At 63.9% G+C, this 24015-nt stretch carries 23 protein-coding genes; 14 read left to right on the top strand and 9 right to left on the bottom strand.

Annotation, left to right across the window (positions count from 1 at the left end):
- Positions 1-429: IS5 family transposase (locus AAV94_RS05355; RefSeq protein WP_046740683.1), on the top strand; the 429-nt coding region annotated here is incomplete at its 5' end.
- Positions 430-468: 39 nt separating this feature from the next.
- The gene (locus AAV94_RS15285; RefSeq protein WP_269430759.1) at positions 469-591 is read left to right on the top strand and encodes a hypothetical protein; all 123 of its coding nucleotides are present in this window, start codon (positions 469-471) and stop codon (positions 589-591) included.
- A 103-nt stretch (positions 592-694) separates the two neighbouring features.
- Here AAV94_RS15285 and dnaJ read toward each other — a convergent pair whose 3' ends face one another.
- The 4 genes from dnaJ to AAV94_RS05335 form a co-directional block, all read right to left on the bottom strand.
- Positions 695-1828 (bottom strand): molecular chaperone DnaJ, encoded by a 1134-nt coding sequence (gene dnaJ, locus AAV94_RS05350; protein WP_046741278.1) that lies wholly within the window; start codon positions 1826-1828, stop codon positions 695-697.
- Between the two features lie 175 nt (positions 1829-2003).
- The gene (gene dnaK, locus AAV94_RS05345) at positions 2004-3935 is read right to left on the bottom strand and encodes a molecular chaperone DnaK (RefSeq protein ID WP_046741277.1); all 1932 of its coding nucleotides are present in this window, start codon (positions 3933-3935) and stop codon (positions 2004-2006) included.
- Between the two features lie 171 nt (positions 3936-4106).
- On the bottom strand, positions 4107-4709 hold the full coding sequence (gene grpE / locus AAV94_RS05340) for a nucleotide exchange factor GrpE (protein WP_046741276.1): 603 nt from the start codon (positions 4707-4709) through the stop codon (positions 4107-4109).
- 266 nt (positions 4710-4975) lie between these two features.
- Positions 4976-6520, bottom strand: coding sequence for a DASS family sodium-coupled anion symporter (locus AAV94_RS05335; RefSeq protein WP_046741275.1), 1545 nt, complete (start codon positions 6518-6520; stop codon positions 4976-4978).
- A gap of 327 nt (positions 6521-6847) precedes the next feature.
- Here AAV94_RS05335 and rpsF point away from each other — a divergent pair, with 327 nt between their 5' ends.
- The 7 genes from rpsF (at position 6848) to AAV94_RS05300 (ending at position 12043) form a co-directional block, all read left to right on the top strand.
- On the top strand, positions 6848-7255 hold the full coding sequence (rpsF, locus tag AAV94_RS05330; protein ID WP_046741274.1) for a 30S ribosomal protein S6: 408 nt from the start codon (positions 6848-6850) through the stop codon (positions 7253-7255).
- Between the two features lie 50 nt (positions 7256-7305).
- Positions 7306-7590, top strand: a complete 285-nt coding sequence (gene rpsR, locus AAV94_RS05325) for a 30S ribosomal protein S18 (RefSeq protein ID WP_046741273.1) — start codon at positions 7306-7308, stop codon at positions 7588-7590.
- A gap of 24 nt (positions 7591-7614) precedes the next feature.
- The gene (rplI, locus tag AAV94_RS05320; protein ID WP_046741272.1) at positions 7615-8067 is read left to right on the top strand and encodes a 50S ribosomal protein L9; all 453 of its coding nucleotides are present in this window, start codon (positions 7615-7617) and stop codon (positions 8065-8067) included.
- 261 nt (positions 8068-8328) lie between these two features.
- Complete coding sequence (gene dnaB / locus AAV94_RS05315) at positions 8329-9759, top strand: replicative DNA helicase (protein ID WP_084824753.1); 1431 nt, start codon at positions 8329-8331, stop codon at positions 9757-9759.
- 29 nt (positions 9760-9788) lie between these two features.
- Positions 9789-10484, top strand: a complete 696-nt coding sequence (locus AAV94_RS05310) for an HAD family hydrolase (RefSeq protein ID WP_046741271.1) — start codon at positions 9789-9791, stop codon at positions 10482-10484.
- A gap of 42 nt (positions 10485-10526) precedes the next feature.
- Positions 10527-11621 carry a S49 family peptidase gene (locus AAV94_RS05305; protein ID WP_084824752.1) on the top strand — a complete coding sequence of 365 codons (1095 nt, stop codon included), beginning with the start codon at positions 10527-10529 and terminating at the stop codon, positions 11619-11621.
- Positions 11622-11719: 98 nt separating this feature from the next.
- Positions 11720-12043 carry a hypothetical protein gene (locus AAV94_RS05300; protein ID WP_046741270.1) on the top strand — a complete coding sequence of 108 codons (324 nt, stop codon included), beginning with the start codon at positions 11720-11722 and terminating at the stop codon, positions 12041-12043.
- Positions 12044-12067: 24 nt separating this feature from the next.
- Here the strand turns inward: AAV94_RS05300 and queF are convergent, their stop codons facing one another.
- The 3 genes from queF to AAV94_RS05285 all read right to left on the bottom strand — a co-directional run bounded on the left by queF (position 12068) and on the right by AAV94_RS05285 (position 15980).
- Positions 12068-12928: an NADPH-dependent 7-cyano-7-deazaguanine reductase QueF gene (gene queF / locus AAV94_RS05295; RefSeq protein ID WP_046741269.1), complete on the bottom strand. Its 861-nt coding sequence runs from the start codon at positions 12926-12928 to the stop codon at positions 12068-12070.
- Positions 12928-14025, bottom strand: a complete 1098-nt coding sequence (locus AAV94_RS05290) for a branched-chain amino acid aminotransferase (protein WP_046741268.1) — start codon at positions 14023-14025, stop codon at positions 12928-12930. Before AAV94_RS05290 ends, queF begins: the two co-directional genes overlap by 1 nt.
- Before the next feature lie 239 nt (positions 14026-14264).
- On the bottom strand, positions 14265-15980 hold the full coding sequence (locus tag AAV94_RS05285) for a PhoH family protein (protein ID WP_046741267.1): 1716 nt from the start codon (positions 15978-15980) through the stop codon (positions 14265-14267).
- A 388-nt stretch (positions 15981-16368) separates the two neighbouring features.
- Here AAV94_RS05285 and phnD point away from each other — a divergent pair, with 388 nt between their 5' ends.
- The 5 genes from phnD to AAV94_RS05260 all read left to right on the top strand — a co-directional run bounded on the left by phnD (position 16369) and on the right by AAV94_RS05260 (position 21734).
- A complete protein-coding gene (gene phnD, locus AAV94_RS05280; RefSeq protein ID WP_084824757.1) occupies positions 16369-17346 on the top strand; it encodes a phosphate/phosphite/phosphonate ABC transporter substrate-binding protein in 978 nt (325 codons plus the stop codon).
- Positions 17347-17444: 98 nt separating this feature from the next.
- Entirely contained in the window at positions 17445-18284 is an 840-nt protein-coding gene (gene phnC / locus AAV94_RS05275) for a phosphonate ABC transporter ATP-binding protein (protein ID WP_197408013.1), read from the top strand.
- The gene (phnE, locus tag AAV94_RS05270; RefSeq protein WP_046741266.1) at positions 18281-19105 is read left to right on the top strand and encodes a phosphonate ABC transporter, permease protein PhnE; all 825 of its coding nucleotides are present in this window, start codon (positions 18281-18283) and stop codon (positions 19103-19105) included. Before phnC ends, phnE (AAV94_RS05270) begins: the two co-directional genes overlap by 4 nt.
- Positions 19106-19108: 3 nt before the next feature.
- Complete coding sequence (gene phnE / locus AAV94_RS05265; RefSeq protein WP_231731238.1) at positions 19109-19957, top strand: phosphonate ABC transporter, permease protein PhnE; 849 nt, start codon at positions 19109-19111, stop codon at positions 19955-19957.
- 163 nt (positions 19958-20120) lie between these two features.
- A complete protein-coding gene (locus AAV94_RS05260; protein WP_052754925.1) occupies positions 20121-21734 on the top strand; it encodes a glucan biosynthesis protein in 1614 nt (537 codons plus the stop codon).
- 19 nt (positions 21735-21753) lie between these two features.
- Here the strand turns inward: AAV94_RS05260 and AAV94_RS05255 are convergent, their stop codons facing one another.
- Together AAV94_RS05255 and AAV94_RS05250 are read right to left on the bottom strand one after the other, a co-directional pair.
- Complete coding sequence (locus AAV94_RS05255; RefSeq protein ID WP_046741310.1) at positions 21754-22734, bottom strand: NADPH:quinone oxidoreductase family protein; 981 nt, start codon at positions 22732-22734, stop codon at positions 21754-21756.
- Positions 22735-22889: 155 nt separating this feature from the next.
- Positions 22890-24008, bottom strand: coding sequence for an NAD(P)/FAD-dependent oxidoreductase (locus AAV94_RS05250; RefSeq protein WP_046741265.1), 1119 nt, complete (start codon positions 24006-24008; stop codon positions 22890-22892).
- Between the last annotated feature and the right edge of the window lie 7 nt (positions 24009-24015).

The following is a 24015-nucleotide window of genomic DNA, read 5'->3' as shown; positions in this document are numbered from 1 at the left end:
CGCATCGGCGACGCGCCGATGCTGCCTGAGCTGCTGACGCAGATCCCGGCGACTGAAGCCGTGGCGACGGTGAGCGGCGATGGTGCCTATGACACCAAGGCCTGTCATGCCGCGATTGCGGCACGCGGAGCCGCCGCCGTGATCCCGACCCGCAAGAATGCGCAGACCTGGAAAGGCAGCAGCGCGGGCGTCGAGGCTCGCAACGAAACCTTGCGATCAACCCGGCACCTGGGCCGGACGATCTGGAAGAAATGGAGTGGTTACCACCGGCGCAGCCTGGTGGAAACCAAGATGGGTTGCTTCAAGTTGCTGGGCGAGCGGGTCATGGCCCGAGATTTCGACCGCCAGGTGACGCAGCTTCAGGTGCGCGCGGCGATCCTGAACCAGTTCACGCGCTTGGGCACGCCACACACGATACGTGTGTCCTGAGCAGACTGGGGAAAGGGGTAGCTGCGCTCAGTGGGGCAATTGCGCAACAGCGCCCTGGCGATGGATACGGCCAACGGCATACTGTTTGCCACCGTGAAGAACGGCGAGGATGCCGCGGACGCCAAGGAAAGCGTGGTGCGCGTGCACTGGCAGCCACGCTGAGCGAATTTGCCGCGCCGCCGCTGCGTTGTCGATCTTGCCTGCGGGCGGCGCAGCGGCGCCAGGACGGGGCGGGCAGGGCGGCGGTGGCGCCTGCTGCCAGCGTTCAACTGAAGAAGCGCTTGAACTTGTCGGCAAACGATTGGCCGTTGGGCGAATGCTTGCCCCCGCCTTTCTTCAGAGAATCATCCAGTTCCTTGAGCAGCTTGCGCTGGAACTCGGTGAGCTTGACCGGGATTTCCACCTGGATGTGGCAGTACAGGTCGCCCGCGACGCTGGAGCGCAGCCCCTTGATGCCCTTGCCACGCAGGCGGAACTGCTTGCCCGGTTGCGTGCCCTCGGGGATGTCGATGACGGCCTTGCCTTCCAGCGTCGGCACCTCGACCTCGCCGCCCAGCGCCGCCTGCGTCATGCTGATCGGCACGGTGCAGTGCAGGTCATCGCCATCGCGCTCGAAGATGTCGTGCGGCTTGATGCGGATCTCGATGTAAAGGTCGCCAGGTGGCCCGCCGTTCGTGCCCGGCTCGCCGTTGCCCGAGGAGCGGATGCGCATGCCGTCGTCGATGCCGGCGGGAATCTTGATTTCCAGCGTCTTTTGTGTCTTGATCTTGCCCTGTCCATAGCAGGCGGTGCACGGCTCGGCGATGATGCGGCCGCTGCCGTGGCAGGTCGGGCAGGTCTGCTGCACGCTGAAGAAGCCCTGGCGCATCTGCACCACGCCATTGCCATGGCAGGTCGAGCAGGTGCGCACGTCCGAGCCGGGCTTGGCGCCCTTGCCGTGGCAGACGCCGCAGTCTTCCCAGGATGGGATCTTGATCTGCGCATCCTTGCCGCGCGCGGCTTCTTCCAGCGTGATCTCCATCGCATAGGACAGGTCGTTGCCCTTGTACATCTGCCGACCGCCGCCGCGGCGCTGGTTGAAGATGTCGCCGAAGATGTCGCCAAAGGCCTCGGCAAAGCCGCCAAAGCCTTCCTGCCCGCCCCCGAAGCCGCCGCGCATGTTCGGATCCACCCCGGCGTGGCCATACTGGTCATAGGCAGCGCGCTTTTGCGGGTCGGACAGGACCTCGTAGGCCTCCTTGCCCTCCTTGAACATGGCTTCGGCCTTGGCCTTGGCTTCATCGCCCTGATGGCGGTCGGGGTGGTATTTGGAAGAAATCCGGCGATAGGCCTTCTTGATTTCGTCGTCGCTGGCGTTTTTGGGCACACCCAGGACTTCGTAATAGTCTCTCTTAGCCATCGTGATGCGTATCCAAGACAGTGTTTCTTTCAAGCAGCAACGCCGCACAGGGTGAGCCCGGTGCGGCGGCTGGTGTGTGACGGGATGTCAACGGTAGCTGAAGCAGTCTGCGGCGGCAGTGCCGCTGCGCAATCGGAGCCTTGCGGCAAGGCACCGGTGGCAGCGGCAGGCACCATCAATCCTTCTTGACTTCCTTGACCTCGGCGTCGACGACGTCATCTTGCTGCGGCGCACTCTGGGCCTTGTCGGCTGCGGCGGCACCTTCAGTGGCACCGGCTGCGGCCTGGGCCTGCTCGTAGACCTTCTCGCCCAGCTTCTGGCTGGCGGTCAGCAGCTCTGCGGCCTTGCTGGTGATGGCGTCCTTGTCATCGCCCTTGAGGGCTTCTTCCAGCGCGCTGGCGGCTTTCTCGATGGCCTCCTTGTCGGCCGCATCAAGCTTGTCGCCGTGTTCACCCAGCGACTTGCGGATGTTGTGCAGCGTGGCTTCGCCCTCGTTCTTGGCCTGCACGAGTTCGAGCTTCTTCTTGTCCTCGGCGGCGTTGAGCTCGGCGTCCTTGATCATCTGCTGGATCTCGTCCTCGGAGAGGCCGGAGTTCGCCTTGATGGTGATCTTGTTTTCCTTGCCGGTGCCCTTGTCCTTGGCCGAGACGTGCAGGATGCCGTTGGCGTCGATGTCGAAGCTGACTTCGATCTGCGGTGTGCCGCGCGGCGCCGGGGCAATGCCTTCGAGATTGAACTCGCCCAGCAGCTTGTTGCCGCTGGCCATCTCGCGCTCGCCCTGGTAGACCTTGATGGTCACGGCCGGCTGGTTGTCCTCGGCGGTGGAGAAGGTCTGCGCATGGCGCGTCGGGATGGTGGTGTTCTTGTTGATCATCTTGGTCATCACGCCACCAAGCGTTTCGATGCCCAGCGACAGTGGCGTGACGTCCAGCAGCAGCACGTCCGAGCGGTCGCCCGAGAGCACCTGGCCCTGGATGGCGGCACCGACAGCCACGGCCTCGTCAGGGTTGACGTCGCGGCGCGGCTCCTTGCCGAAGAACTCCTTGACGGCTTCCTGCACCTTGGGCATGCGGGTCTGACCGCCAACGAGGATCACGTCGTCGATGTCGGAGACCTTGATGCCAGCATCCTTGATGGCCATGCGGCAAGGCTCGATGGAGCGCTCGATCAGGTCCTCGACCAGCGATTCGAGTTTGGCGCGCGTGAGCTTGATGTTCAGGTGCTTCGGGCCCGATGCATCAGCGGTGATGTAGGGCAGATTGATGTCGGTCTGCGTGCTGTTGGACAGCTCGATCTTCGCCTTTTCTGCCGCTTCCTTCAGGCGTTGCAGCGCCAGCACATCCTTGGAAAGGTCAACGCCCTGTTCCTTCTTGAACTCGTCGATGATGTAGTTGATGATGCGCTGGTCGAAGTCTTCCCCGCCCAGGAAGGTGTCGCCGTTGGTCGAGAGCACTTCGAACTGCTTTTCGCCATCGACATCGGCGATTTCGATGATGGAGATGTCGAACGTGCCACCACCCAGGTCATACACGGCGATCTTGCGGTCGCCCTTGCCGGCCTTGTCCAGGCCAAAGGCCAGCGCGGCCGCGGTGGGCTCGTTGATGATGCGCTTGACTTCCAGTCCGGCAATGCGGCCGGCATCCTTGGTGGCCTGGCGCTGCGCGTCGTTGAAGTAGGCCGGCACGGTGATCACGGCCTCGGTCACGGGCTCGCCCAGGAAGTCCTCGGCGGTCTTTTTCATCTTGCGCAGGATTTCGGCGCTGACCTGCTGCGGCGCGAGCTTCTGGCCACGCACTTCCACCCAGGCATCGCCGTTGTCGGCCTTGACGATCTTGTAGGGCATCTTGTCGATGTCCTTTTGCACTTCCGCATCCTCGAAGCGGCGGCCGATCAGCCGCTTGACGGCGTAAATGGTGTTGGCGGCGTTGGTGACGGCCTGGCGCTTGGCCGAGGCGCCCACGAGAATTTCCCCATCCTGCTGGTAGGCGACGATCGAGGGCGTAGTGCGTGCGCCCTCACTGTTTTCGATCACCCGGGTGGAGTTGCCCTCCATGACGGCCACACAGCTATTGGTCGTACCCAGGTCGATACCGATGATTTTTGCCATTGTTGATTTCTCCTGAAAGCGTGAGATTTTTTCTGAAAAGAGGGGGGTTGATGGGCACGAGAATTGCGCGCTGCAGCAACCGATGTCTGTCACATAGGGGGCAATGCCCGGGCTTTCAAGGCTTGTGGCGGATAAAAAGCCACTGCCACCGCCCGGGCCGGGGTGTGCCGGTCACTCCGCGGCGACCGTCACCAGCGCCGGGCGCAGCACGCGGTCGGCGATGACGTAGCCCTTTTGCAGTACGGCCACGATGGTGCCGGGCTCTTGCTGCGAAGGCACGGCGCTGATCGCCTGATGGTGATTGGGGTCGAACTTGCTGCCGACTTCCGGGTTGATCGGGCTGAGCTTGTGGCGCTCGAACACGGACAGCAGCTGGTTTTGCGTGGCCTTGGTGCCTTCGAGCAGCTGCTCCGCCGTGGCCGACTCGATCGCCAGCGCAGCATCCAGACTGTCGGCGACTGCCAGCAGGTCCTGGGCAAAGCTTTCAATGCCGAACTTGCGCGCCTTGGCCACATCTTCCTCGGCGCGGCGGCGGGCATTCTCGGCATCGGCCTTGGCGCGCAGGAACTGCTCGGACAGCTCGGCATTCTTGGCCTGCAGGGACTCGACTTCGGCGGCCTTGGCTTTGAGTTCCTCGATGTCGGCGTAAAGGCCAGCGAGTTCCTCGTTGACATCGCCGTCCTGGCTGCCATTGCTGTGCACAGCAGCCTCGGGCTGCTGCGTAGAAGTCTTCTCAGTGTTCTCTTGGTTTTCTGGTGTGTCGGAATGGGACATGGGCTATCGCGTCAAAGGCATGTACGGAGAAAAGGGACATTGCCGACTGCAGCGGCAAAGGCGACTATCCGGGATATGGGGGCGCTTGCCGGAACTTCAAGCGCTGTGCGGTCGGTTGCATGGCGCTGCCTGCGTCTGGTCCGCTCCCGCCCGCGAGGAGGCGGCAGCAGTCTGGCTGCAGAGGATGATCGGCCGGCTGCGTGCGTGCAATCATGTGCTCCCATGGCCACATTCTGCTGGCCGGGCGCATGCGCGCGCCCAGACGTTCAAATCCAGCCCAGCAAAGGCCAGTAGGTCAGCGCCATCACCAGCATCAGTAGATAGCCGATGACGGTCAGCGGAACGCCAACCTTGGCGAATTCGCGTGAGTTGAAGGTCTCGGTGCCCAGGCAGACCATGTTCTGCGGCGCATTGATGGGCAGGATAAAGCCATAGCTGATGGCAAAGCCCAGCAGCATCGACAGGCCCAGTTGCACCTGCGGCGTCAGTGCGGCATTGCTCTCACCGATGACATGAAACATCACGATCATGATCGGCATGAACAGCGAGGCCATTGCGGTCGCGCTGGCAAAGCCCAGATGGATCACGATCAGGAACGCGGTCATAACCGCGAAGATCATGAATGGCGACATGGTCTCCAGCCCGGCGCTCTGCACGACCCAGTCGCCCAGCCACTTGCCGGCGCCGGTGTTGAGCAGGGCGCTGCCCAGGCTGATGCCGACGCCGAACACCAGAATCGTGCCCCAGGGGGCACGCTTTTGCACTTCCTTCCAGTTGATCACGCCGATGATGGGCAGCAGCAGCACGGTCAATCCCACAGCGGTGACGGTCGTCGTATCGATGCTGTGCAGCAGGCCGCCACCGGTGGCCCAGAAAAACAGCAGTACGCAGGTGATGATCAGCAGGCGCCACTGATTGGCCGGCGTGGGCCCTAGGGCCCGCAGTTCGGCAGCAATGGCCTCCTTGCCGCCGGGGACCTCGTCGGCCTCGGGCGGCAGCAGCTTGAGCACCAGATGGAACAGCACGATCGACATCAGCACGGACCAGGGTCCGCCAGCGATCAACCAGTCGAACCACGACACCTGATGGCCGATGTGACTTTGCATGAAGCCGGTTGTCAGCAGGTTCTGCGCGGCGGCGGTCTGGATGCCGACATTCCAGATGCTGGTGGCCTGCGCGACCATGATGAAGATGCCCACCGCAATGCGCGAGCGCTTCTCGACCCCGTAGGCGGCCACCACGCCAGACATAATGGGCACGATGCAGGCCACGCGCGCGGTGGCGCTGGGCACGAACAGGCTCAGCACGATGGTCACCAGCACAATGCCGATCAGAATGCGCTTGGTGCTGGTGCCAACAATGTTGAGGATCACCAGCGCAATGCGCCTGTCCAGGCCAATGTAGCTCATTGCTGCGGCTAGGAACGTGGCGCCGGCCACCAGCGACCACGCTGTATTGGAAAAACCCGCCAGTGCCATGCCCATGGCCTTGCTGGTGCCCAGCAGCACATCCGGGTTCTCGCTCACGAAGCCGCGTGATGCGTCCAGCGTGACGACCGGGGCGAAGCCGACCATCAGCGCAATCAGCGTCATGATGGCAATGCAGCTGACTTCGTAACTGACGGTCTCGGTCACCCAGACCACGACGGCAAAGACCAGGATCGCCAGCATGCGGTGCCCTGAGGTGGACAGTCCTTCGGGCGTGGGCAGCATCAGCACCGCCAGCAGGGCGGCGATCGCGGCCAGCAACCCCCAAGGGACCGCCACCCCTCGCTTGGTTGAGCTGGGGGAGGCGGAAAGAGTAGTGTTCATGAATCACTCGCAGATAAGGCCATCGGGGCCGAGACTTCATGCGCCAAGCCGTGCTGGCGGCATGCGATCCAGCCATTGTCCTTGCTTCTGTCAGGGGTTAAGGGTTTACCTGAGTGCTTTGCTCATCGGACATGGCGTGTGCCGCGCAGCTGGTGTAGCCGTTGGTGCCACGCTGGCGGTGCCGATCTTTGACGCAGGCGCAGGCGGCTGCTAGAATGCCGGGTTTCCTTGCTACAGCTGCTGGTGTGACGCTCGCGGCGTGGCAATTCGTTGCCTGGCGCATGGGTTGCGCTTGGGCTAAGGGTATTTCCATAAGGGAGTTAAGCGATGCGTCATTACGAAATCATTTTGCTCATCCATCCGGATCAGAGCGAGCAAGTGCCAGCGATGCTGGAGCGCTACAAGAGCATGATCGTCGAGGGTGGTGGCAAGATCCACCGCGAAGAAGACTGGGGTCGCCGCCAGCTGGCCTACCCCATCAACAAGCTGGTCAAGGCCCACTACGTGTGCCTGAACATCGAGGCCGGGCAAGCGGTGATGGACGAGCTCAGCCATGCGTTCCGCTTCAACGACGCCGTGCTGCGTCAGCTGACGGTGCTGCGCAAGAAGGCCGAGACCGGTCCTTCGGCGATGGCCAAATCTGTTGAGCGTGAGGAAGCGCGCAAGGCGCAGGCTGCCGAGCAGCCGCAGCGCGAGGGCCGCGGTGAGCGTGGCGAACGCGCCAGCGCCAACTGATTGCCGCCTTCCCCTTCTCATTTCCCATCTGATTTTTCGAGGAGCCAGTCATGGCCGGACCACGTCGTTTCAACAACAAAGACCGTCGCCCCAAGCGCAACAACCAGAACCTGCTGTTTCGCCGCAAGCGTTTCTGCCGCTTCACCGTTGCCGGTGTCGAAGAGATCGACTACAAGGACATTGACACCTTGCGCGATTTCATCGGCGAGAATGGCAAGATCATTCCTGCCCGCCTGACCGGCACACGCGCCATTTACCAGCGTCAGCTCAACACGGCCATCAAGCGTGCGCGCTTTCTGGCACTGCTGCCCTATACGGATCAGCACAAGATCTAACCGGCTGCACAGGGAGCACACACCATGCAAATCATTCTTTTGGAAAAAGTCGTCAACCTGGGCAACCTGGGTGAGATCGTGACCGTCAAGGACGGCTACGCACGCAACTTCCTGATTCCCACTGGCCGCGCCCGCCGAGCCACGGCACAGGCCAAGGCCGAGTTCGAGGCCCGCCGCGCCGAGCTGGAAAAGGCCGCAGCCGAGAAGCTGGCTGCCGCTCAGGCCACCGGCGAGAAGCTCGCAGGCACGACCGTGCGTCTGTCGCAGAAGGCCGGCGTCGATGGTCGCCTGTTCGGCTCGGTGACCAACCACGACATTGCTGCTGAATTGGTCAAGCTGGGCTACGATGTGCACAAGTCGCAGATCCGCCTGCCCAACGGCCCGATCAAGGTCGTCGGTGATACCCAGGTAGTGATCGCGCTGCACACCGATGTCGATGTGGAGATCACTGTCTCGGTGTACGGCGAGACAGCCTGACGCTTTCAGCGTTATCCACAGTGCAGAAACCGCCTCTCGGGGCGGTTTTTGTTTGGGCGATGGGGCCGTTGCGCACAGGCTGTGCGCGCCATGTGTCCCGGCGTTGTCAACCTGTTATCCACAGGTCAGGCACAGGTTTGTGCGATGACATCCCCCGGCCCTGCAGCGTACCATCGGAGGTTTGGGCGCCGCCCTGTCACGGGGTGCCGTGCGGCGGGTGCAAGCTGCCGGGGCGCGTTTTGTGAGGTGAGAAGAATTCCAATGGCTGTTGATGTGATTTCCTTTTCCGGTGCGCGTAACGAAGAATCTGCCGGGCGCGTCCAGGACTCGGCTGTGGCGGATCTGCGGCTGCCGCCGCAGTCGGTTGAGGCCGAGCAGAGCGTGCTGGGTGGACTGTTGCTGGACAACCAGGTGTGGGAGCGGGTATCAGACCTGCTCAAGCGCACCGATTTCTACCGCGCCGAGCATCAGGAGATTTTTGCTGCGATTGCCGCGCTGCTGGAAAACGACCGCCCGGCCGACGTGGTGACGGTCTTTGAGCACTTGCGTGGCATCGGCAAGGCCGAGGAGATTGGCGGCATCGCCTATCTCAACATGCTGGCGCAGTATGTGCCCAGCGCGGCCAACATCCGCCGCTATGCGGAAATCATTCGCGAGCGCGCCATCCTGCGCAAGCTGATTGCCGCCAGCGACGAGATCGCCAGCAACGCCTTCAGCCCGCGCGGGCGTGAGGTCAGCAGCATCCTCGATGAGGCCGAAGCCAAGATCTTCAGCATTGCCGAGGAAAGCTCGCGCATGAAGCAGGGCTTTCAGTCGATGGAAAGCCTGGTGGTGGACCTGCTTGATCAGGTCGAGGAAATGGCGCAGAGCACGACCGACATCACTGGCGTGCCGACCGGCTTCGTGGATCTGGATCGCATGACATCCGGGCTGCAAAAGGGCGACCTGATCGTGCTGGCGGCACGCCCATCGATGGGCAAGACCGCATTTGCAATCAACATTGCCGAACATGTGGCGCTCAATGAGAGTCTGCCAGTGGCCATTTTCTCGATGGAAATGGGCGCAGCGCAGCTGGCGGTGCGGATTGTCGGCTCCATCGGCCGCATCAATCAGCAGCGCCTGCGCACCGGCAAGCTGCATGACGAGGAGTGGCCGCGTCTGACCGAGGCGGTGGAGCGCCTGCGCAACATCTCGCTGCACATCGACGAAACACCCGGGCTGACGCCCACGGAGCTGCGCGCCAATGCCCGGCGCTTGTCGCGCCAGTACGGTCGGCTGGGGCTGATCGTGGTCGACTACCTGCAGCTGATGAGCGGCTCGGGCAATTCCTCGGACGAGAACCGCGCAACCGAACTGGGCGAAATCTCGCGGGGCCTGAAGATGCTGGCCAAGGAGCTGCAATGCCCGGTCATTGCGCTATCGCAGCTCAACCGTTCGGTCGAGCAGCGCACCGACAAGCGCCCCATGATGAGCGATTTGCGCGAGTCCGGCGCTATCGAGCAGGATGCCGACGTCATCATGTTCATCTACCGCGACGATTACTACAACAAGGAAAACAGCAAGGCCCCGAACCAGGCCGAGATCATCATCGGCAAGCAGCGTAACGGCCCGACCGGCACCGTCCACCTGTACTTCCAGAAGGACCAGACCCGCTTCGAGAATCTGGCCATCGGCGAGGAACCGACGTTCTGATGCCACCCGTCGATACCCCATCACCGCCCATGCCCGAGACTACTCGTCACCGTTTTGCCATGCTGGCCTTCGACTGGGACGGCACGCTGTTTGACTCCACCGCACGCATTGCCCGTTGTGTGCAGCTGGCCGTGGCCGATGTGGGCGGCACCGTGCCGACGCTGGAGCAGGCGCGCTGGGTCATCGGCATGGAACTGGGCGAGGCATTGGCCAAAGCGGCGCCGGATGTGCCGCCCAGCGCCTATCGGGAGCTTGCCAACCGATACCGCTACCACTACCTGCAGCACCAGGATGATCTGGTGTTGTTCGATGGCGTGCTGGAGCTGCTGCAGCGCCTCAAGCAACGCGGCTTCGTGCTTGCGGTGGCAACCGGAAAAAGCCGTCGTGGCTTGAATCATGTGCTCGCCAGCCTGGACGTTCGTCACCTGTTTGATGACTCGCGCACGGCGGACGAAACGGCAGGCAAGCCCCACCCGCTGATGCTGCAGGAGCTGATGCAGAGCTGGGACGTCGCGCCCGAGCAGTTGCTCATGATCGGCGACACCAGCCATGACCTGCAGATGGCGCGCAACGCGGGCTGCCCCAGCTTGGCGGTGACGTATGGAGCGCACGCCGGCGAAGGGCTTGGCGCTTATGCGCCGCTGGCAGTGGCAGAATCCGTGGCTGCACTCAGCCGCTGGCTGGAGCAGTGCGCCGAGCCAGCGCCACGCGCCAGCGCCCCGTAATGGCCATTTGCGGCGCCATTTTCCCTCTCAGGATTTCTACCCATGCAACCACACGACGGATCCTCCCCCAATACCGGCACGGACGAGACGCAGCAGCGCGACATTTGGGCCGCACGTCCCGGCGAGCCGGAGGCGTCTGACGAGGTGCGCGCCAGCGAGCGCAAGGCCGCAGCCAAGGCTCGCAAGGGCAAGGAGGCCGGGGAATGGGAGCGTGCCACGCTGGAGAAGTTGGCCTTTGCCAGCCTGCGCGAGCAGCGCCGGGCGCGGCGCTGGCGCATTTTCTTCACGCTGTTGGTGTTCGGCTACATCGGCTTTCTGACGTGGACGGTGCTTAGCAGCGCGGCAGTCAGCACCCCCACCTCCGGCCCCCACACCGCGGTGGTGCGCGTGCATGGCACCATAGCGCAGGATAGCGAAGCCAGTGTGCGCTACCTGATGCGATCGCTCAAGGAAGCCTTTGAATCCAGCCAGTCCACAGCCGTCGTGCTGGACATCAACTCGCCGGGCGGCAGCCCCGTGCAGGCCGGCATCCTGCATGACGAGATCCTGCGCCTGAAGGCCAAGCACAACAAGCCGGTGCATGCGGTCATTGGCGATGTCGGTGCTTCGGCGGCCTACTACATCGCCGTGGCAGCAGATCAGATTCACGTTGACAAGGCCAGTCTGGTGGGCAGCATCGGCGTGCTGCTCAACGGCTTTGGCTTTACCGGCACGATGGACAAGCTCGGCGTCGAGCGCCGTCTCATTACAGCCGGTGAACACAAGGGGTTCATGGACCCGTTCAGTCCACTCGATCCGAGCGATGTTGCACACGCCCAGCGCATGCTGCGGCAAATCCATGACCAGTTCGTCGCCGTGGTGCGCGAAGGCCGTGGCGACCGCCTGAAGGAAACGCCAGACATGTTTTCTGGCCTGGTCTGGTCCGGCGAGGAGGCCGTGGCACTGGGGCTGGCCGACGATCTTGGCTCCGTGCAGTCCGTGGCCCGCGATGTGGTGGGCCAGGAAACGGTGGTGGACTATACGCGCCGGCGCGGCCTGGCCGAGCAGCTGTCCAATCGCCTCGGCAGTGCGCTGGGGTTGGGCGTGGGGCAGGGCCTGCTGCGGCAAGCCTACGAGGACGGGATGGCGTGGCGCTGACCGAATGCGCGTGCGCTGCAGTGTCGGTTAACAATTTGGCACGATTCTGGCTTGCGTGAGGGCACGTTCCTCCATCCCGTTATTCTCGCGAGAGGCGCATGACAGCAGATACCGACTTCGATACAGCCGTGCTGATGGCACGGCTGAAACTGCAGGCTCGCAAGCAGTTAGGGCTACCGATTGATCTGGAGCGCCTGGAAAAGGACTCCGCCTATGCCGCAGAGACGTTGCGCGCGGTCGAAAATGGCGCCGAGGATGAGCAGTTGCTGGTGCTTGTGGTGCGGCTGCGCGCGAAACTTTTGCGTAGCCGGCAGCCGCAACCTGCCGCGCTGGCACCACAACCTGCCATTAAGAAACCGTTGATGCGTCCATCACTGGATGCCTATCTGCTGCGCGACCATCGGTTTGGCGCGCGGGGTTGACGCCTCGCGCTCGGCCCGCCGTGCCTACTGCCTGGCGGTGCGGCGATTGAGGGGCAGCGCTTGCGGCGCATTGGCGCGAAATGGATTGATGTCCAGTCCGCCGCGACGGGTGTAGCGCGCATAGACAGCCAGATGCACGGGTTGGCAGCGTTGCCAGATATCGACGAAGATGCGTTCGACACAGTTTTCGTGAAAGCCGGTGTGATTGCGAAAGCTCACGATGTAGCGCAGCAGCCCGGCCTGGTCGATCGGCGCGCCGTGGTAGCGGATCTGGATGCTGGCCCAGTCAGGCTGGCCAGTCACCGGGCAGTTGCTCTTGAGCAGACGGCTGGTGAGCGTCTCCGTCACCGCCGGCTCGCCAGCGGCGCTGCGCAGCCACTGCGGCTGCGGCAGGTAGTCCTCGCAGTCGACATCCAGCCGGTCGAGATCAAGTCCGTCGAGCTCCGCAACCTGTTCGGCGGCAAACTCCGCAGGCTCGATCAAACGCACGCCAACAGCGGCGGACGATGCGCTGCCACGCCAGGCTGCTTCGGAGAGATCGCGCCGCAGCGTCTCGCGCACGGCGGCAGCGTCCTCGAAGCGCGTGTGGTTGAGGCTGTTGAGATAGAGCTTGAGCGACTTGCTCTCGATGATGTTGGCCGTTTCGCTGGGAAAGGTGAACTGGGCAATGGCCACCTGGGGTTTGCCGCGTGGGCCCAGCCAGCTCAGCTCGAAGGCCGTCCATGTGTCGGCACCCACAAAGGGCAGGCGCTGCAGGCCGATGCCCAGCTGCTGGCGGGCCGCCAGCCGGGGGATGGGGTGCAGCAGCGTCGGGTCGTACTGCGTCGGGTAGCTGACGTCACGGCCCAGCACCGTGGCGGCGTCCGTGGGTGTCGGGGCAGCCATCAGGCAATCTTGTGCACCCAGCCACGCGTGTCCGGCAGCTGGTTGCGCTGCAGCGCCGTGAGTTCCTGCCGCAGGGCCTGGGTGACGGGACCCGTCTCGCCGTTGCCGATGGTGAAGCTGCCGCCGTCGAATTGGACTTCCCCAATGGCTGCGACCACGGCGGCGGTGCCGCAGGCGAAGGCTTCGGTCACCTCGCCGCGGGCTACGTCGGCCTGCCATTCGTCAAAGGCATAGCGGCGCTCCTCGACCTGGATGCCCTTGTCGCGCGCCAGCTCGATCAGCGAGGCGCGCGTGATGCCCGGCAAAATCGTGCCCAGGGGCGTGGTGAACAGCGAACCATCCTTGCGCACAAAGAAGATGTTCATGCCGCCGAGCTCCTCGATCCAGCGGTGCTCGGCCGCATCCAGGAAAATAACCTGCTCGCAGCCGTTTTCATAAGCTTGCGCCTGCGCCACCAGGCTGGCAGCGTAGTTGCCACCACACTTGGCAGCGCCAGTGCCGCCCTTGGCGGCGCGCGTGTACTCGCGCGAAACCCACACCTTGACGGGCTTGGGGCCGCTCTTGAAGTAATTGCCGACTGGCGAGGCAATCACGCTGAAGATGAAGTGGTGCGCCGGACGCACGCCCAGAAAGGGCTCGGCGGCGAACATGAAGGGCCGCAGGTAGAGACTGCCATCGCCGCCAGGCACCCAGTCGCGGTCAACCCGCACCAGGGCCTCGATCGCTTCGACGAAGACATGTTCCGGCAGCGTCGGCATAGCCATGCGCGTGGCGGAGGCGTTGAAGCGCTTGGCGTTCTGATCCGGGCGAAACAATGTAATGCTGCCGTCGGCGCCGCGGTAGGCCTTCAGCCCTTCGAAGATTTCCTGCGCGTAGTGCAGCACCGCAGCGGCGGGATCGAGCTGAAAGGGCGCTCGCTTGCGGACCTGCGCGTCGTGCCAGCCTTTGCCTTCGCGCCAGTCGATGGTGACCATGTGGTCCGTGAAGGCTGTACCAAAGCCGCCTTGCGCCAGAATGGCGGCGCGCTCAGCTTCGGCAGTGGGGGTGTCGGTGGGGTGCAGGGTGAACGTCAGGGCGTTCGCTGTGGCGGTGGGCATGAAAACTCCGGCAAGGTCAGGGTAGGGCGGCAGTTTGTCGGCGAATGATCCACAAGCCCTGTGGGCGGCACAGCGCGTGCGCCGCCGTCAGAGCCTTGCAGAGCAGCCCTTGGCAAGCTGTCTTTGCAGTAAATCGTAAATGATACCCAAAGCCCGGGCCCGTGGCGCGCAGGCACTGCGGCTTTGCATATGGCGACACCGGACGGTGCATCGCCGCAGCGGCCTGCACACGGGTAGGGCTACAGCGCCTCACTGGCAAAATCGGCCAGGCGCGAGCGCTCGCCGCGCGCCAGTGTGATGTGCCCGCTGTGCGCCCAGCCCTTGAAGCGGTCGACTGCATAGGTCAGGCCGGAGGAGCCTTCGGTCAGGTAGGGCGTGTCGATCTGCGCCAGGTTGCCCATGCAAATGATTTTGCTGCCGGGGCCGGCGCGGGTGATGAGCGTCTTCATCTGCTTCGGGGTCAGGTTCTGCGCTTCGTCGATGATGACGTACTTGTTCAGGAAAGTGCGCCCGCGCATGAAGTTCATGCTCTTGATCTTGATGCGGCTGCGGATCAGGTCATTGCTGGCCGCGCGGCCCCATTCCCCGCCACCGGTGCCGTTGCCCTTGCTGAGAAACTCGAGGTTGTCATCGAGCGCGCCCATCCACGGTCCCATCTTCTCTTCCTCGGTGCCGGGCAGAAAGCCAATATCGTCACCGACGCTGACGGTGGCGCGGGTCATGATGATCTCGCTGTAGCGGCGCTCGTCGAGCACTTGCGTCAGGCCTGCGGCCAGTGCCATCAAGGTCTTGCCGGTGCCGGCCGTGCCTGTGAGCGTGACAAAGTCGATGTCCGGATTCATCAGCAAGTTGAGGGCGAAGTTCTGCTCGCGGTTGCGTGCTGTCACGCCCCAGACGTTGTTCTTGATGCTGGTGTAATCGCGCAGCGTGCGCAGCACGGCGGTGTCGCCCTGCAGTTCCTCAACAATGGTGTAAAGGCCCGACTCGCCCGGTGTTTCGTAGTAGACGAACTGGTTGATGAGCATCGACTGCACCAGCGGCCCGCCCACGCGGTAGTAGGTGTCGCCGTGCGATTGCCAGCTCTCGAGTTTCTTGCCCTGCTTGATCCAGAAGTTTTCCGGCAGGGCCAGAGCGCCGCTGTAGAGCAGCTCATCGTCGTCGAGCACCTTGTCGTTCTGATAGTCCTCGGCGGCCATGCCCAGTGCACGCGCCTTCACGCGCATGTTGATGTCTTTGGAGACCAGAATGACTTCGCGCTCGGGATGCAATTTCTGCAGTGCGTGCACGACACCGAGAATCTGGTTGTCGGCCTTGCCCTGTGGCAGCGCCTGGGGCAGGTCACCGGCCAGCAAGGTGGTCTGAAACAGCAGCTTGCCAGCGGCCTGCTTCTGCCCTGAGGCGTTCAGCGCAATGCCTCCGCTCAGATCGGCGCCAGCGCTCAGCGAGACCAGCGCATCCAGGCTGCGGCTGACCTGGCGGCCGTTGCGGGCAACTTCGGTTGTGCCTTTCTTGTGGGCATCCAGCTCCTCCAACACGACCAGTGGCAGGTAAATGTCGTGCTCTTCGAAGCGAAACAGCGCGGTGGGGTCATGCAAGAGGACGTTGGTATCCAGCACAAACAGCCGTGGCGCGCCGGACAGGGTGCGGCGCAACCGGCTGGGTGCCGGCTGGGCGGTCTTGTGCGTCACGGCCTTGCGTGGCGATGCCACTACCGATACTGCCGTGGCAGACGTGCGTTCGGGCGCTTGCGGCGCGCGCACTGCAGGCGCGCTGGGGGTGGGCCTGGCCTCGACGGGGCTGAGCAAAGCCGCCTGCTGCCGGGGGGCACGCCGTGCGTCTGACTCCGGCCCCGGTCCGCGCACGATCAGTTTTTCGGCATTGGGTTTGGCGCGCTGGCTGGCAAGACGGACATCGACGCGTGCACCGCGCGTCTTGGGGGCTGGTGGCAAAGGCATGGCTGGAATGACGGTACGGAAAGTCGCAAAGGCCGCGGCTGCGCCGGCACAAAAAAGCCGCTTTGCGCGCAGGGCGCAAGCGGCACTGGAAAACGGAACACGCTGCGGTGCGTATTACGCGGCAGCAGAGGCTGTGGGCCATGTCCGCCCAGGAACGGCGTTGCGAGGGATGTAGAGGCGCACAACAAACGCAGCATCGCTGCATTATGCACACCCGCAGCCGGCGCAGGCAATTTCGTGGCAGCGCATGTGCGCGCATGGCAACGAAGGGCTTTGCCCAATCCTTGGCGATGCGTTGCCGCACGGGCTGTCATGGTGCTGTCACGCGCAGTTTTTAAGCTGCGCGCTTCCATTTCTCATGCGCATTTGCCCTGACAGGACCATGACCATGCAACGTTTGCCCCTCTCTCCCAGACCTGCCGCGCTGGCGGCGCTTGCCGCGGCGGCATTTGCCTTGCTGTCTGCAGGTACCGCCCATGCTTTGGATGCGCGCTACACGGATGCCGACGGTGATCTGGTGGCCGATGCGCCAACCGATCCCAAGGACTGGATCGATCCTGACACGTTGGTATTTGCGTTCACCCCGGTGGAGGATCCGGCTGTCTATGCCGATGTGTGGAAGGGCTTTCTCGACCATCTGGCGGCGACCACCGGCAAGAAAGTACAGTTCTTTCCGGTGCAGAGCAACGCAGCCCAGTACGAAGCGATGCGCGCTGGACGCTTGCACGTGGCGGGCGTGAATACGGGCGGCAATCCGCTGGCCGTCAACTGTGCCGGCTTCGTGCCCTTTGCGATGATGGCCTCCAAGGACGGCGAGTACGGCTACGAGATGGAGATCATCACCTATCCTGGCAGCGGCATCGAGAAGGTTGAGGACATCAAGGGCAAGAAACTGGCCTTTACCTCCGAGACCTCCAACTCCGGCTACAAGGCGCCTTCTGCGCTGTTGCGCGAGGAGTTTGACATGGAAGCTGGCCGTGACTACGAGCCAGTCTTCTCGGGCAAGCACGACAACTCCATCATTGGCGTTGCCAACAAGGATTATCCGGCAGCTGCGGTGGCCAACTCGGTGCTCAAGCGCATGCAGGCGCGCGAGGTTGTCAAGCCCGAGCAAACCAAGACGATTTACAAGTCCCAGACGTTTCCGACCACGGGCTATGGCTACGTCTACAACCTCAAGCCGGAGCTGGCCGAGAAGGTTAAACAGGCCTTCTTTACCTTCAACTGGGAAGGCTCGGCACTGGCCAAGGAGTTCGGCTCGACCGAGCCGCCGCAGGAGACGTTCATCCCGATCACCTACAAACAGCACTGGGAAGTCGTGCGTGCCATCGACAAGGCCATGGGTGTGGACTATGCCTGCCGCTGACGCGCCGTGTACCGGCCAGGCGTGGAGTGAGACGGTGTGACCAAGTTCTTGCGCCCGCGCCTGCCCGGGTAGTGGGGGCGCTGCTCGCTAAGAAAACCATGCTGCTGCAAATCGATTCCCTAACCAAGCGTTATTCCAATAGCGACGTCGCCCTCAAGGGGGTGTCGCTGAACCTGCGTGCCGGCGAGGTCGTGGGGCTGATCGGGCCCTCGGGCGCCGGCAAATCCACGCTGATTCGCTGCGTCAACCGGCTGGTGACACCCACCAGCGGTCGCATTGCGCTTGATGGGCAGGATCTGGCGCTCGTCTCCGGTAGCGCCCTGCGGCGCGTGCGCCGCCAGATCGGCATGATCTTTCAGGAGTACGCGCTGGTCGAGCGTTTGACGGTGATGGAAAACCTGCTCTCCGGCCGCCTTGGTTACGTCGGCTTCTGGCGCAGCTGGGCGCGCCGCTTCGATGCCCAGGACATTGCGCGGGCGTTCGAGCTGCTCGCGCGTGTCGGTCTGGCGGGCATGGAGAACAAGCGTGCCGATGCGCTCTCGGGCGGGCAGCGCCAGCGCGTGGGCATTGCGCGTGCGCTGATGCAACAGCCGCGCCTGCTGCTGGTGGATGAGCCCACCGCCAGTCTGGACCCCAAGACGTCGCGCCAGATCATGCGGCTGATCATGGAGTTGTGCGCGGAGCGGGGGCTGGCCGCCATTGTCAACATCCACGACGTGGTCCTCGCCACACAGTATCTGCCGCGCATCGTTGGTCTGCAGGCCGGCCAGATCGTCTACGACGGCCCGGCCGCGGAGCTGGATGCCGGTGCGCTGACACGCATTTACGGCGATGAGGATTGGACGGCCATCACCCGCAAGCACAGTGACCAGATGCAGCAGGCCGGTACGGACGGCGCCCGGGCAGCGGCTTATCCAGAGCCCGAGGTCATGCCATGAGCAACGCCGTTGCCGCATCCATGGACCACGGCCCGCGGCGGCAGTGGCGTCGGCCACCGCTGATTGCCAACCCGTGGCTGCGCCGGTGTCTGCTGACGGCCGCTTTTTTGTGGCTGGTGGCCGCGCTGAGCACGCTGGAGGTCAACTGGGCACGCGTGGCCGAAGGGCTGGAGCGCGGTTGGCGTTTTGCGGCAGCCTTCGCCCAGCCGGATTTCACCAGCCGCTGGGGCGAGATTGTCACCGGGTTTACCGAGAGCCTGACAATGGCGCTGACCTCTACTGCGCTGGGGGTGGCGCTGTCCGTGCCGATCGCCGTCGGTGCGGCGCGCAACCTTGCGCCGTTGCCGGTCTATCTGGTGTGTCGCAGCATCATCGCCGTCTCGCGCACGCTCAACGAGCTCATCGTCGCGATCTTCATGGTGGTGATGTTCGGCTTCGGGCCCTTTGCCGGTTTTCTCACGCTGTCCTTTGCCACCATCGGCTTCATGGCCAAACTGCTCGCCGAGGACATGGAAGAGATCCGGCACAGCCAGCTCGAAGCCCTGCGGGCGACGGGCGCAAGCTACCTGCAGACGCTCCTCTACGCGGTCTATCCGCAGGTGCTGCCGCGGCTGGTGGGGTTGTCGATGTACCGGCTCGACATCAACTTCCGCGAATCGGCCGTCATCGGCATCGTGGGCGCAGGCGGCATCGGCGCCACGTTGGCCACAGCCATGGACCGCTATGAATACCACTCCGCTGCCGCGGTGCTGCTGGTGATCATTGCCATCGTCATGGCCGCCGAGTACACATCGGGCTGGATTCGCAAACACTTTCTCTGAGCCATGACCATGCACTCTTTCGCGATGGCGCGGCCACAGGCGACACCGGGCGGTGCCCCGCCACACCACTGGTGCAAGCGGAGCGCGCGCCATGAGCTGGGCCTGTTCATGGCCTGGGTACTGGCGCTGGCGTTTCTGGCCTGGGCGTTTCAGCTGATGACGCAGCAGACCATTTGGGCCTTCGTGGCAGATGCGCCGCGGCAGGTACAGGATGTTGGCGCGCGCATGCTCCCGCCCGACTGGGCGTTCACGCTCGAGATCCTGCAGCCGATGTGGGAGACCCTCAACATCGCCACGCTGGGCACCTTGCTTGGCGTGGTGCTGGCCGTGCCGGTGGCCTTCTTGGCCGCGCGCAACACCACGCCCAGCCGCGTGCTGGTGCGGCCATTGGCATTGCTGGTGATTGTTGGTTCGCGCTCAATCAATTCGCTGATCTGGGCCTTGTTGCTGGTGGCCATCCTGGGCCCGGGTGTGCTGGCTGGCATCATTGCCATTGCGCTGCGCTCAATCGGCTTCATCGGCAAGCTGCTCTACGAGGCTATCGAAGAAATCGATGCGCGGCAGGTCGAAGCCATCGAGGCTACCGGCGCCAGCCGCAGCCAGACCATGGCATGGGCCATTGCGCCACAGGTGGCGCCCACGCTGTTTGGCATGACGCTGTTTCGCTGGGACATCAACATCCGCGAATCCACCGTGCTGGGGCTGGTTGGCGCAGGCGGCATCGGTCTCAAGCTCGATGCGGCGCTCAGCACACTGGCGTGGCCGCGCGTGACGACCATTCTGCTGGCCATCTTCGCGACGGTGATCGTCAGTGAGTGGATCACTGCCAAAGTGCGCAAGCGGCTGATCTGATGCCTGGACATGCAGGCACGCGCAAGAGGGCCTACGAGTGGCCTGCCAAGCTGCTGCGTTACCTGCATGCAGAACAACGCATTAACCAGTGCGTTTCAAACGGGTTTTGCGTTTCATGCTGAAATCGCTGCCTTGCATCAAGGATGCGCTCTCTAATTCCTGCATGAACCGCTATTCAAGACGCCGATTCTTCCAGACCATGGGAGCCAGTGCCTGCCTGATGGCCATCCCCGCCATTTGCGGTGCCTCCGAGGCGCCCAATGCCGTGGCTTTTACCGGTGCCGGTCACGCCTTTTCCTTTGACCAGTTGGTGGCGCGTGCCCGAGCTGCTGCAGAGCAGGACTATGTCCCGCCCTACCGACCGGCGCCGGACGTGGTGCGTCGCATCAATTACGAGGAGCACGGCAAGCTGCGCTTCCGCACGGACGCCGCACCATTTGGCCGTATGGGCGAGGGGGGCGCCTATCCGGTGACCTTTTTCCATCTTGGTGAGTTTTTTCCCAAGGCGGTGAAGATGCACCTGGTACAAGAGGGCGTAGCGCGCGAGATCGCCTATGACCCGGCGCTGTTCGAGATGCCCGAGGACAGCCCGGCGCACCAACTGCCGCGCGATTCCGGATTTGCAGGCTTTCGCCTGCAGGAGTGGCATGGCGCCAGCGACTGGCGCACCCAGGATTGGGTGGCGTTTCTGGGCGCGTCGTACTTTCGCGCCATTGGCGCTTCCGGACAGTACGGCCTGTCGGCGCGGGGCGTCGTGGTCAATGCCGCCGTGCCCGGGCAGGATGAGGAGTTTCCCGACTTCACGGAGTTCTACATCGAGCAGGGCGATGATCCGCGCGCACCGGTCAAGGTGTACGCCCTGCTGGATGGCCCCAGCATCACCGGCGCCTACGCGTTTTCGCTCACACGCGGGCTGGATCGCAGCGACGGCGTGCATATGGAGGTTGAAGCCGAGCTGTTCCTGCGGCGCGACGTTGCGCGGCTGGGCCTGATGCCGCTGACGTCGATGTTCTGGTATGGTGAGTATGGGCGTGAGCGGCTCAACGACTGGCGACCCGAGGTGCACGACTCCGACGGCCTGGCAATGTGGACGGGCACTGGCGAGCGCATCTGGCGGCCGCTCAACAACCCCAGCTTCACCACTGTTTCGGCATTTGCCGACGAGAACCCCAAGGGCTTTGGCCTGTTGCAGCGCGACCGCAATTTCGACCATTACCGCGATGGCGTGATGTATGACCGGCGTCCCAGCCTGTGGGTCGAGCCGCTGGCGCCATTGGGCAAGGGCCACGTGGAGCTGCTGGAGATTCCCACCAACGACGAGATCCATGACAACATCGGCGCCTTCTGGGTGCCGCAAGGCCCGGCCAAGGCGGGGGATCACCATCGCCTGCATTACCGGCTGCACTGGCAGGATGGCGAGCCCTATCCCGCCGAGAACATTGCGCAGACGATTGCCACGCGCATTGGCCGCGGCGGCGAGCCAGGCAAACCCCGGCCCGACAACGAGGTCAAGTTCGTTGTGGAGTTCGACCGCCCGGCCGTGATGCAGCAAATCCCCTGGGGCGTGTTTCCCGATGTGGTGGTCAGCACTTCCGCGGGGGAGCTGATCCGCAGCTTTGCCGAGCCGGTGCCTGGCGGCAACGTCTGGCGCGCCACCTTCGATCTGGCACTGCCGCCTGAGACGATTGCCGAGCTGCGCATGTACATGGCACTGGAGGGGCGCCCGTTGACCGAGACCTGGCTCTACCAGTACGACCGGCGCAACCTCTGGCCCTGATTGCCCTGCTGTATGCTGCTCAGTCGTTGACCAGCACCAACTTGCCGCGCACGGCGCGCTGGCCCATGCGGGCATAGGCGCGCTTGAGCTCCTGCATGGGCAGCGTGCCATCCAGCACCGGCTTGATCCGGCCCTGCACGTACCAGGTGGCCAGCTGCTGCAGCATGGCCGCATTGGCCGCTGGCTCCTTTTGGCTGAAGGCACCCCAGAACACGCCCACCAGCGATGCACCTTTGAGCAGTGGCAGGTTCATGGGCAGGGTAGGAATCTGCGCACTGGCGGCAAAGCCAACAACCAGATAGCGACCCCGCCAGGCGATGGAGCGGAAGGCCGGCTCTGCATAGTCGCCGCCGACCGGGTCGTAGACCACGTCCGGACCTTTGCCCTTCGTGAGTGACCTCAGAGCCTCGCGCAGATCCTGCGTCTGGTAGTTGATGGTGGCATCGGCGCCGATCTGCCGGCACAGCGCGAGCTTGTCGTCGGACGATGCGGCGGCGATCACGCGCGCGCCGTGTGCCTTGGCGATCTGGATGGCGGCAGTGCCCACGCCACCTGCCGCGCCCAGCACGAGGACCGTTTCATCCGGCTGCAGCTGACCACGGTCGAGCAAGGCATGGCAGCTGGTGGCGTAGGTCATGATGAAGGCAGCGGCATCCTCGAAGCTGAAGGCATCGGCAAGCGGCATGCACAGTTGGGCAGCAACCACGGCGTGGGTGGCAAAGCCGCCCGTGCCGCTGAGCGCCGCCACGCGCTGGCCGACCTGCAGGTGCGTCACGCCTTCGCCCACGGCCTCGACGATGCCGGCATATTCCGAGCCGGGCACGAAGGGCAGGTCCGGCTTGATCTGGTATTTGTTCTGTACGATCAGCACGTCGGGAAAATTCAGGCTGGCTGCGCGGATGCGCACCAGCACCTCGCCCTTGCCGGGCGCCGGCGTGGGCAACTCCTGCCACTGAAGGTTGTCGGTCCCGACGGGGTCGGTGCAAAGCCAAGCGAACATGTCTGCCTCCTCAAGTTGGACGCAGGCGGCAGCAGGGCAGCGCCGCCCGTCATGGTGAAACGCAGGCCATTGGACCTCAGCGCGGCAGGCGGCGCTGTAACCCATGCGGCAGTCCTGGCAAAGCAGCGCTCGGCGCGCGCGGCCAAGCCTGCGTGTCAGCGCAGGCGCTGAAGGTCGGCGCGGCGCGCGACCTCCTCAGCGATCGCCAGGCAGGCGGTCAGGCCGGGCGACTCGATGCCAAAGAGGTTGATCAACCCGGGAATGCCGTGGGTGCACGCGTCCTGGATGATGAAGTCGGAAAAGGTTGCCGCAGGCCCACCGATGTTGGGGCGCATGCCCGCGTAGCCAGGCTGCAGGCGCTCAGCGGGCAAGTCCGGCCAGTAGCTCCGGATAGCTGCGGCAAAACGTGGCAGGTCGTCCGGGTTGACCTGCAGGTCGTCGGCGCGTTCGACAAACTGGGCATCGGGCCCGAATCGCGCCTGACCGCCCAGATCCAGCGTTAAGTGAATGCCCAGCCCGCCAGGGACCGGAATCGGATAGATCAAGTGCTGGAACGGAGCCTTACCGGTCAGCGAGAAGTATTGGCCCTTGACGAAGTAGGCGGTTGGGATGTGCCCAGCAGCCAGTCCTGCGGTGCGTCGCGCCAAGGGGATCGCACCATGGCCAGCGGCGTTGACGACGAAGTCCACGGGCAATTGCGTGCCATCGTGCGTAATGATCGTCAGCAGCCGCGCATCCGCTTCGATGCGCACGGCCGGGGAACACAAGGCCAGCACACCGCCAGCCTGCTCGAGATCCCCCTGTAGTGCCAGCATCAGGCTATGGCTGTCGATGATGCCGGTGGAGGGTGACAGCAGCGCGGCATGGCACCGCAGCGCGGGCTCCAGTGCCTGGGCCTGCGATGCGGTCAGCCATTGCAGGTCGTTCACGCCATTGGCCGCTGCGCGCTGCGCAAGCGCCTGCAGCGCGACCAGTTGATCGGCATCAGTGGCGACGATCAACTTGCCCGTGCGCCGATGGCCGATGTTGCGCTGTGTGCAGTAGGCGTAGAGCTGATGGCGGCCCTCAACGCACAGGCGGGCCTTGAGCGAACCAGGTGGGTAGTAGATGCCTGCATGGATGACTTCGCTGCTGCGCGAGCTGGTCTGGGTGCCGATGGCCTGCTCGGCCTCCAGAACGAACACCTCGTGGCCGCGCTGAGCCAGTGCGCGTGCCACGGCCAGGCCAACCACGCCGGCACCAATGACTGCGGCGGTTGTGTTTGTGGTGGGCATGGGGAGG

Source organism: Lampropedia cohaerens, from assembly GCF_001005215.1.
GTDB lineage: Bacteria > Pseudomonadota > Gammaproteobacteria > Burkholderiales > Burkholderiaceae_C > Lampropedia > Lampropedia cohaerens.
This window is presented reverse-complemented; position numbering and strand designations above follow the sequence as displayed.

What these genes read in the sequence shown, in the direction of transcription:
- phnE (WP_046741266.1), top strand. Translation starts at nt 18,281, where the DNA reads ATGAGCAACGCCGTTGCCGCATCCATGGACCACGGCCCGCGGCGGCAG.
- dnaK (WP_046741277.1), bottom strand. Translation starts at nt 3,935, where the DNA reads ATGGCAAAAATCATCGGTATCGACCTGGGTACGACCAATAGCTGTGTG.
- queF (WP_046741269.1), bottom strand. Translation starts at nt 12,928, where the DNA reads ATGGCTGCCCCGACACCCACGGACGCCGCCACGGTGCTGGGCCGTGAC.
- dnaJ (WP_046741278.1), bottom strand. Translation starts at nt 1,828, where the DNA reads ATGGCTAAGAGAGACTATTACGAAGTCCTGGGTGTGCCCAAAAACGCC.
- AAV94_RS05290 (WP_046741268.1), bottom strand. Translation starts at nt 14,025, where the DNA reads ATGCCCACCGCCACAGCGAACGCCCTGACGTTCACCCTGCACCCCACC.
- AAV94_RS05335 (WP_046741275.1), bottom strand. Translation starts at nt 6,520, where the DNA reads ATGAACACTACTCTTTCCGCCTCCCCCAGCTCAACCAAGCGAGGGGTG.
- AAV94_RS05310 (WP_046741271.1), top strand. Translation starts at nt 9,789, where the DNA reads ATGCCCGAGACTACTCGTCACCGTTTTGCCATGCTGGCCTTCGACTGG.
- phnD (WP_084824757.1), top strand. Translation starts at nt 16,369, where the DNA reads ATGCAACGTTTGCCCCTCTCTCCCAGACCTGCCGCGCTGGCGGCGCTT.
- rpsR (WP_046741273.1), top strand. Translation starts at nt 7,306, where the DNA reads ATGGCCGGACCACGTCGTTTCAACAACAAAGACCGTCGCCCCAAGCGC.
- phnC (WP_197408013.1), top strand. Translation starts at nt 17,445, where the DNA reads ATGCTGCTGCAAATCGATTCCCTAACCAAGCGTTATTCCAATAGCGAC.
- AAV94_RS05260 (WP_052754925.1), top strand. Translation starts at nt 20,121, where the DNA reads ATGAACCGCTATTCAAGACGCCGATTCTTCCAGACCATGGGAGCCAGT.
- AAV94_RS05255 (WP_046741310.1), bottom strand. Translation starts at nt 22,734, where the DNA reads ATGTTCGCTTGGCTTTGCACCGACCCCGTCGGGACCGACAACCTTCAG.
- AAV94_RS05305 (WP_084824752.1), top strand. Translation starts at nt 10,527, where the DNA reads ATGCAACCACACGACGGATCCTCCCCCAATACCGGCACGGACGAGACG.
- AAV94_RS05285 (WP_046741267.1), bottom strand. Translation starts at nt 15,980, where the DNA reads ATGCCTTTGCCACCAGCCCCCAAGACGCGCGGTGCACGCGTCGATGTC.
- grpE (WP_046741276.1), bottom strand. Translation starts at nt 4,709, where the DNA reads ATGTCCCATTCCGACACACCAGAAAACCAAGAGAACACTGAGAAGACT.
- dnaB (WP_084824753.1), top strand. Translation starts at nt 8,329, where the DNA reads ATGGCTGTTGATGTGATTTCCTTTTCCGGTGCGCGTAACGAAGAATCT.
- AAV94_RS05250 (WP_046741265.1), bottom strand. Translation starts at nt 24,008, where the DNA reads ATGCCCACCACAAACACAACCGCCGCAGTCATTGGTGCCGGCGTGGTT.
- rplI (WP_046741272.1), top strand. Translation starts at nt 7,615, where the DNA reads ATGCAAATCATTCTTTTGGAAAAAGTCGTCAACCTGGGCAACCTGGGT.
- AAV94_RS05300 (WP_046741270.1), top strand. Translation starts at nt 11,720, where the DNA reads ATGACAGCAGATACCGACTTCGATACAGCCGTGCTGATGGCACGGCTG.
- rpsF (WP_046741274.1), top strand. Translation starts at nt 6,848, where the DNA reads ATGCGTCATTACGAAATCATTTTGCTCATCCATCCGGATCAGAGCGAG.
- phnE (WP_231731238.1), top strand. Translation starts at nt 19,109, where the DNA reads ATGACCATGCACTCTTTCGCGATGGCGCGGCCACAGGCGACACCGGGC.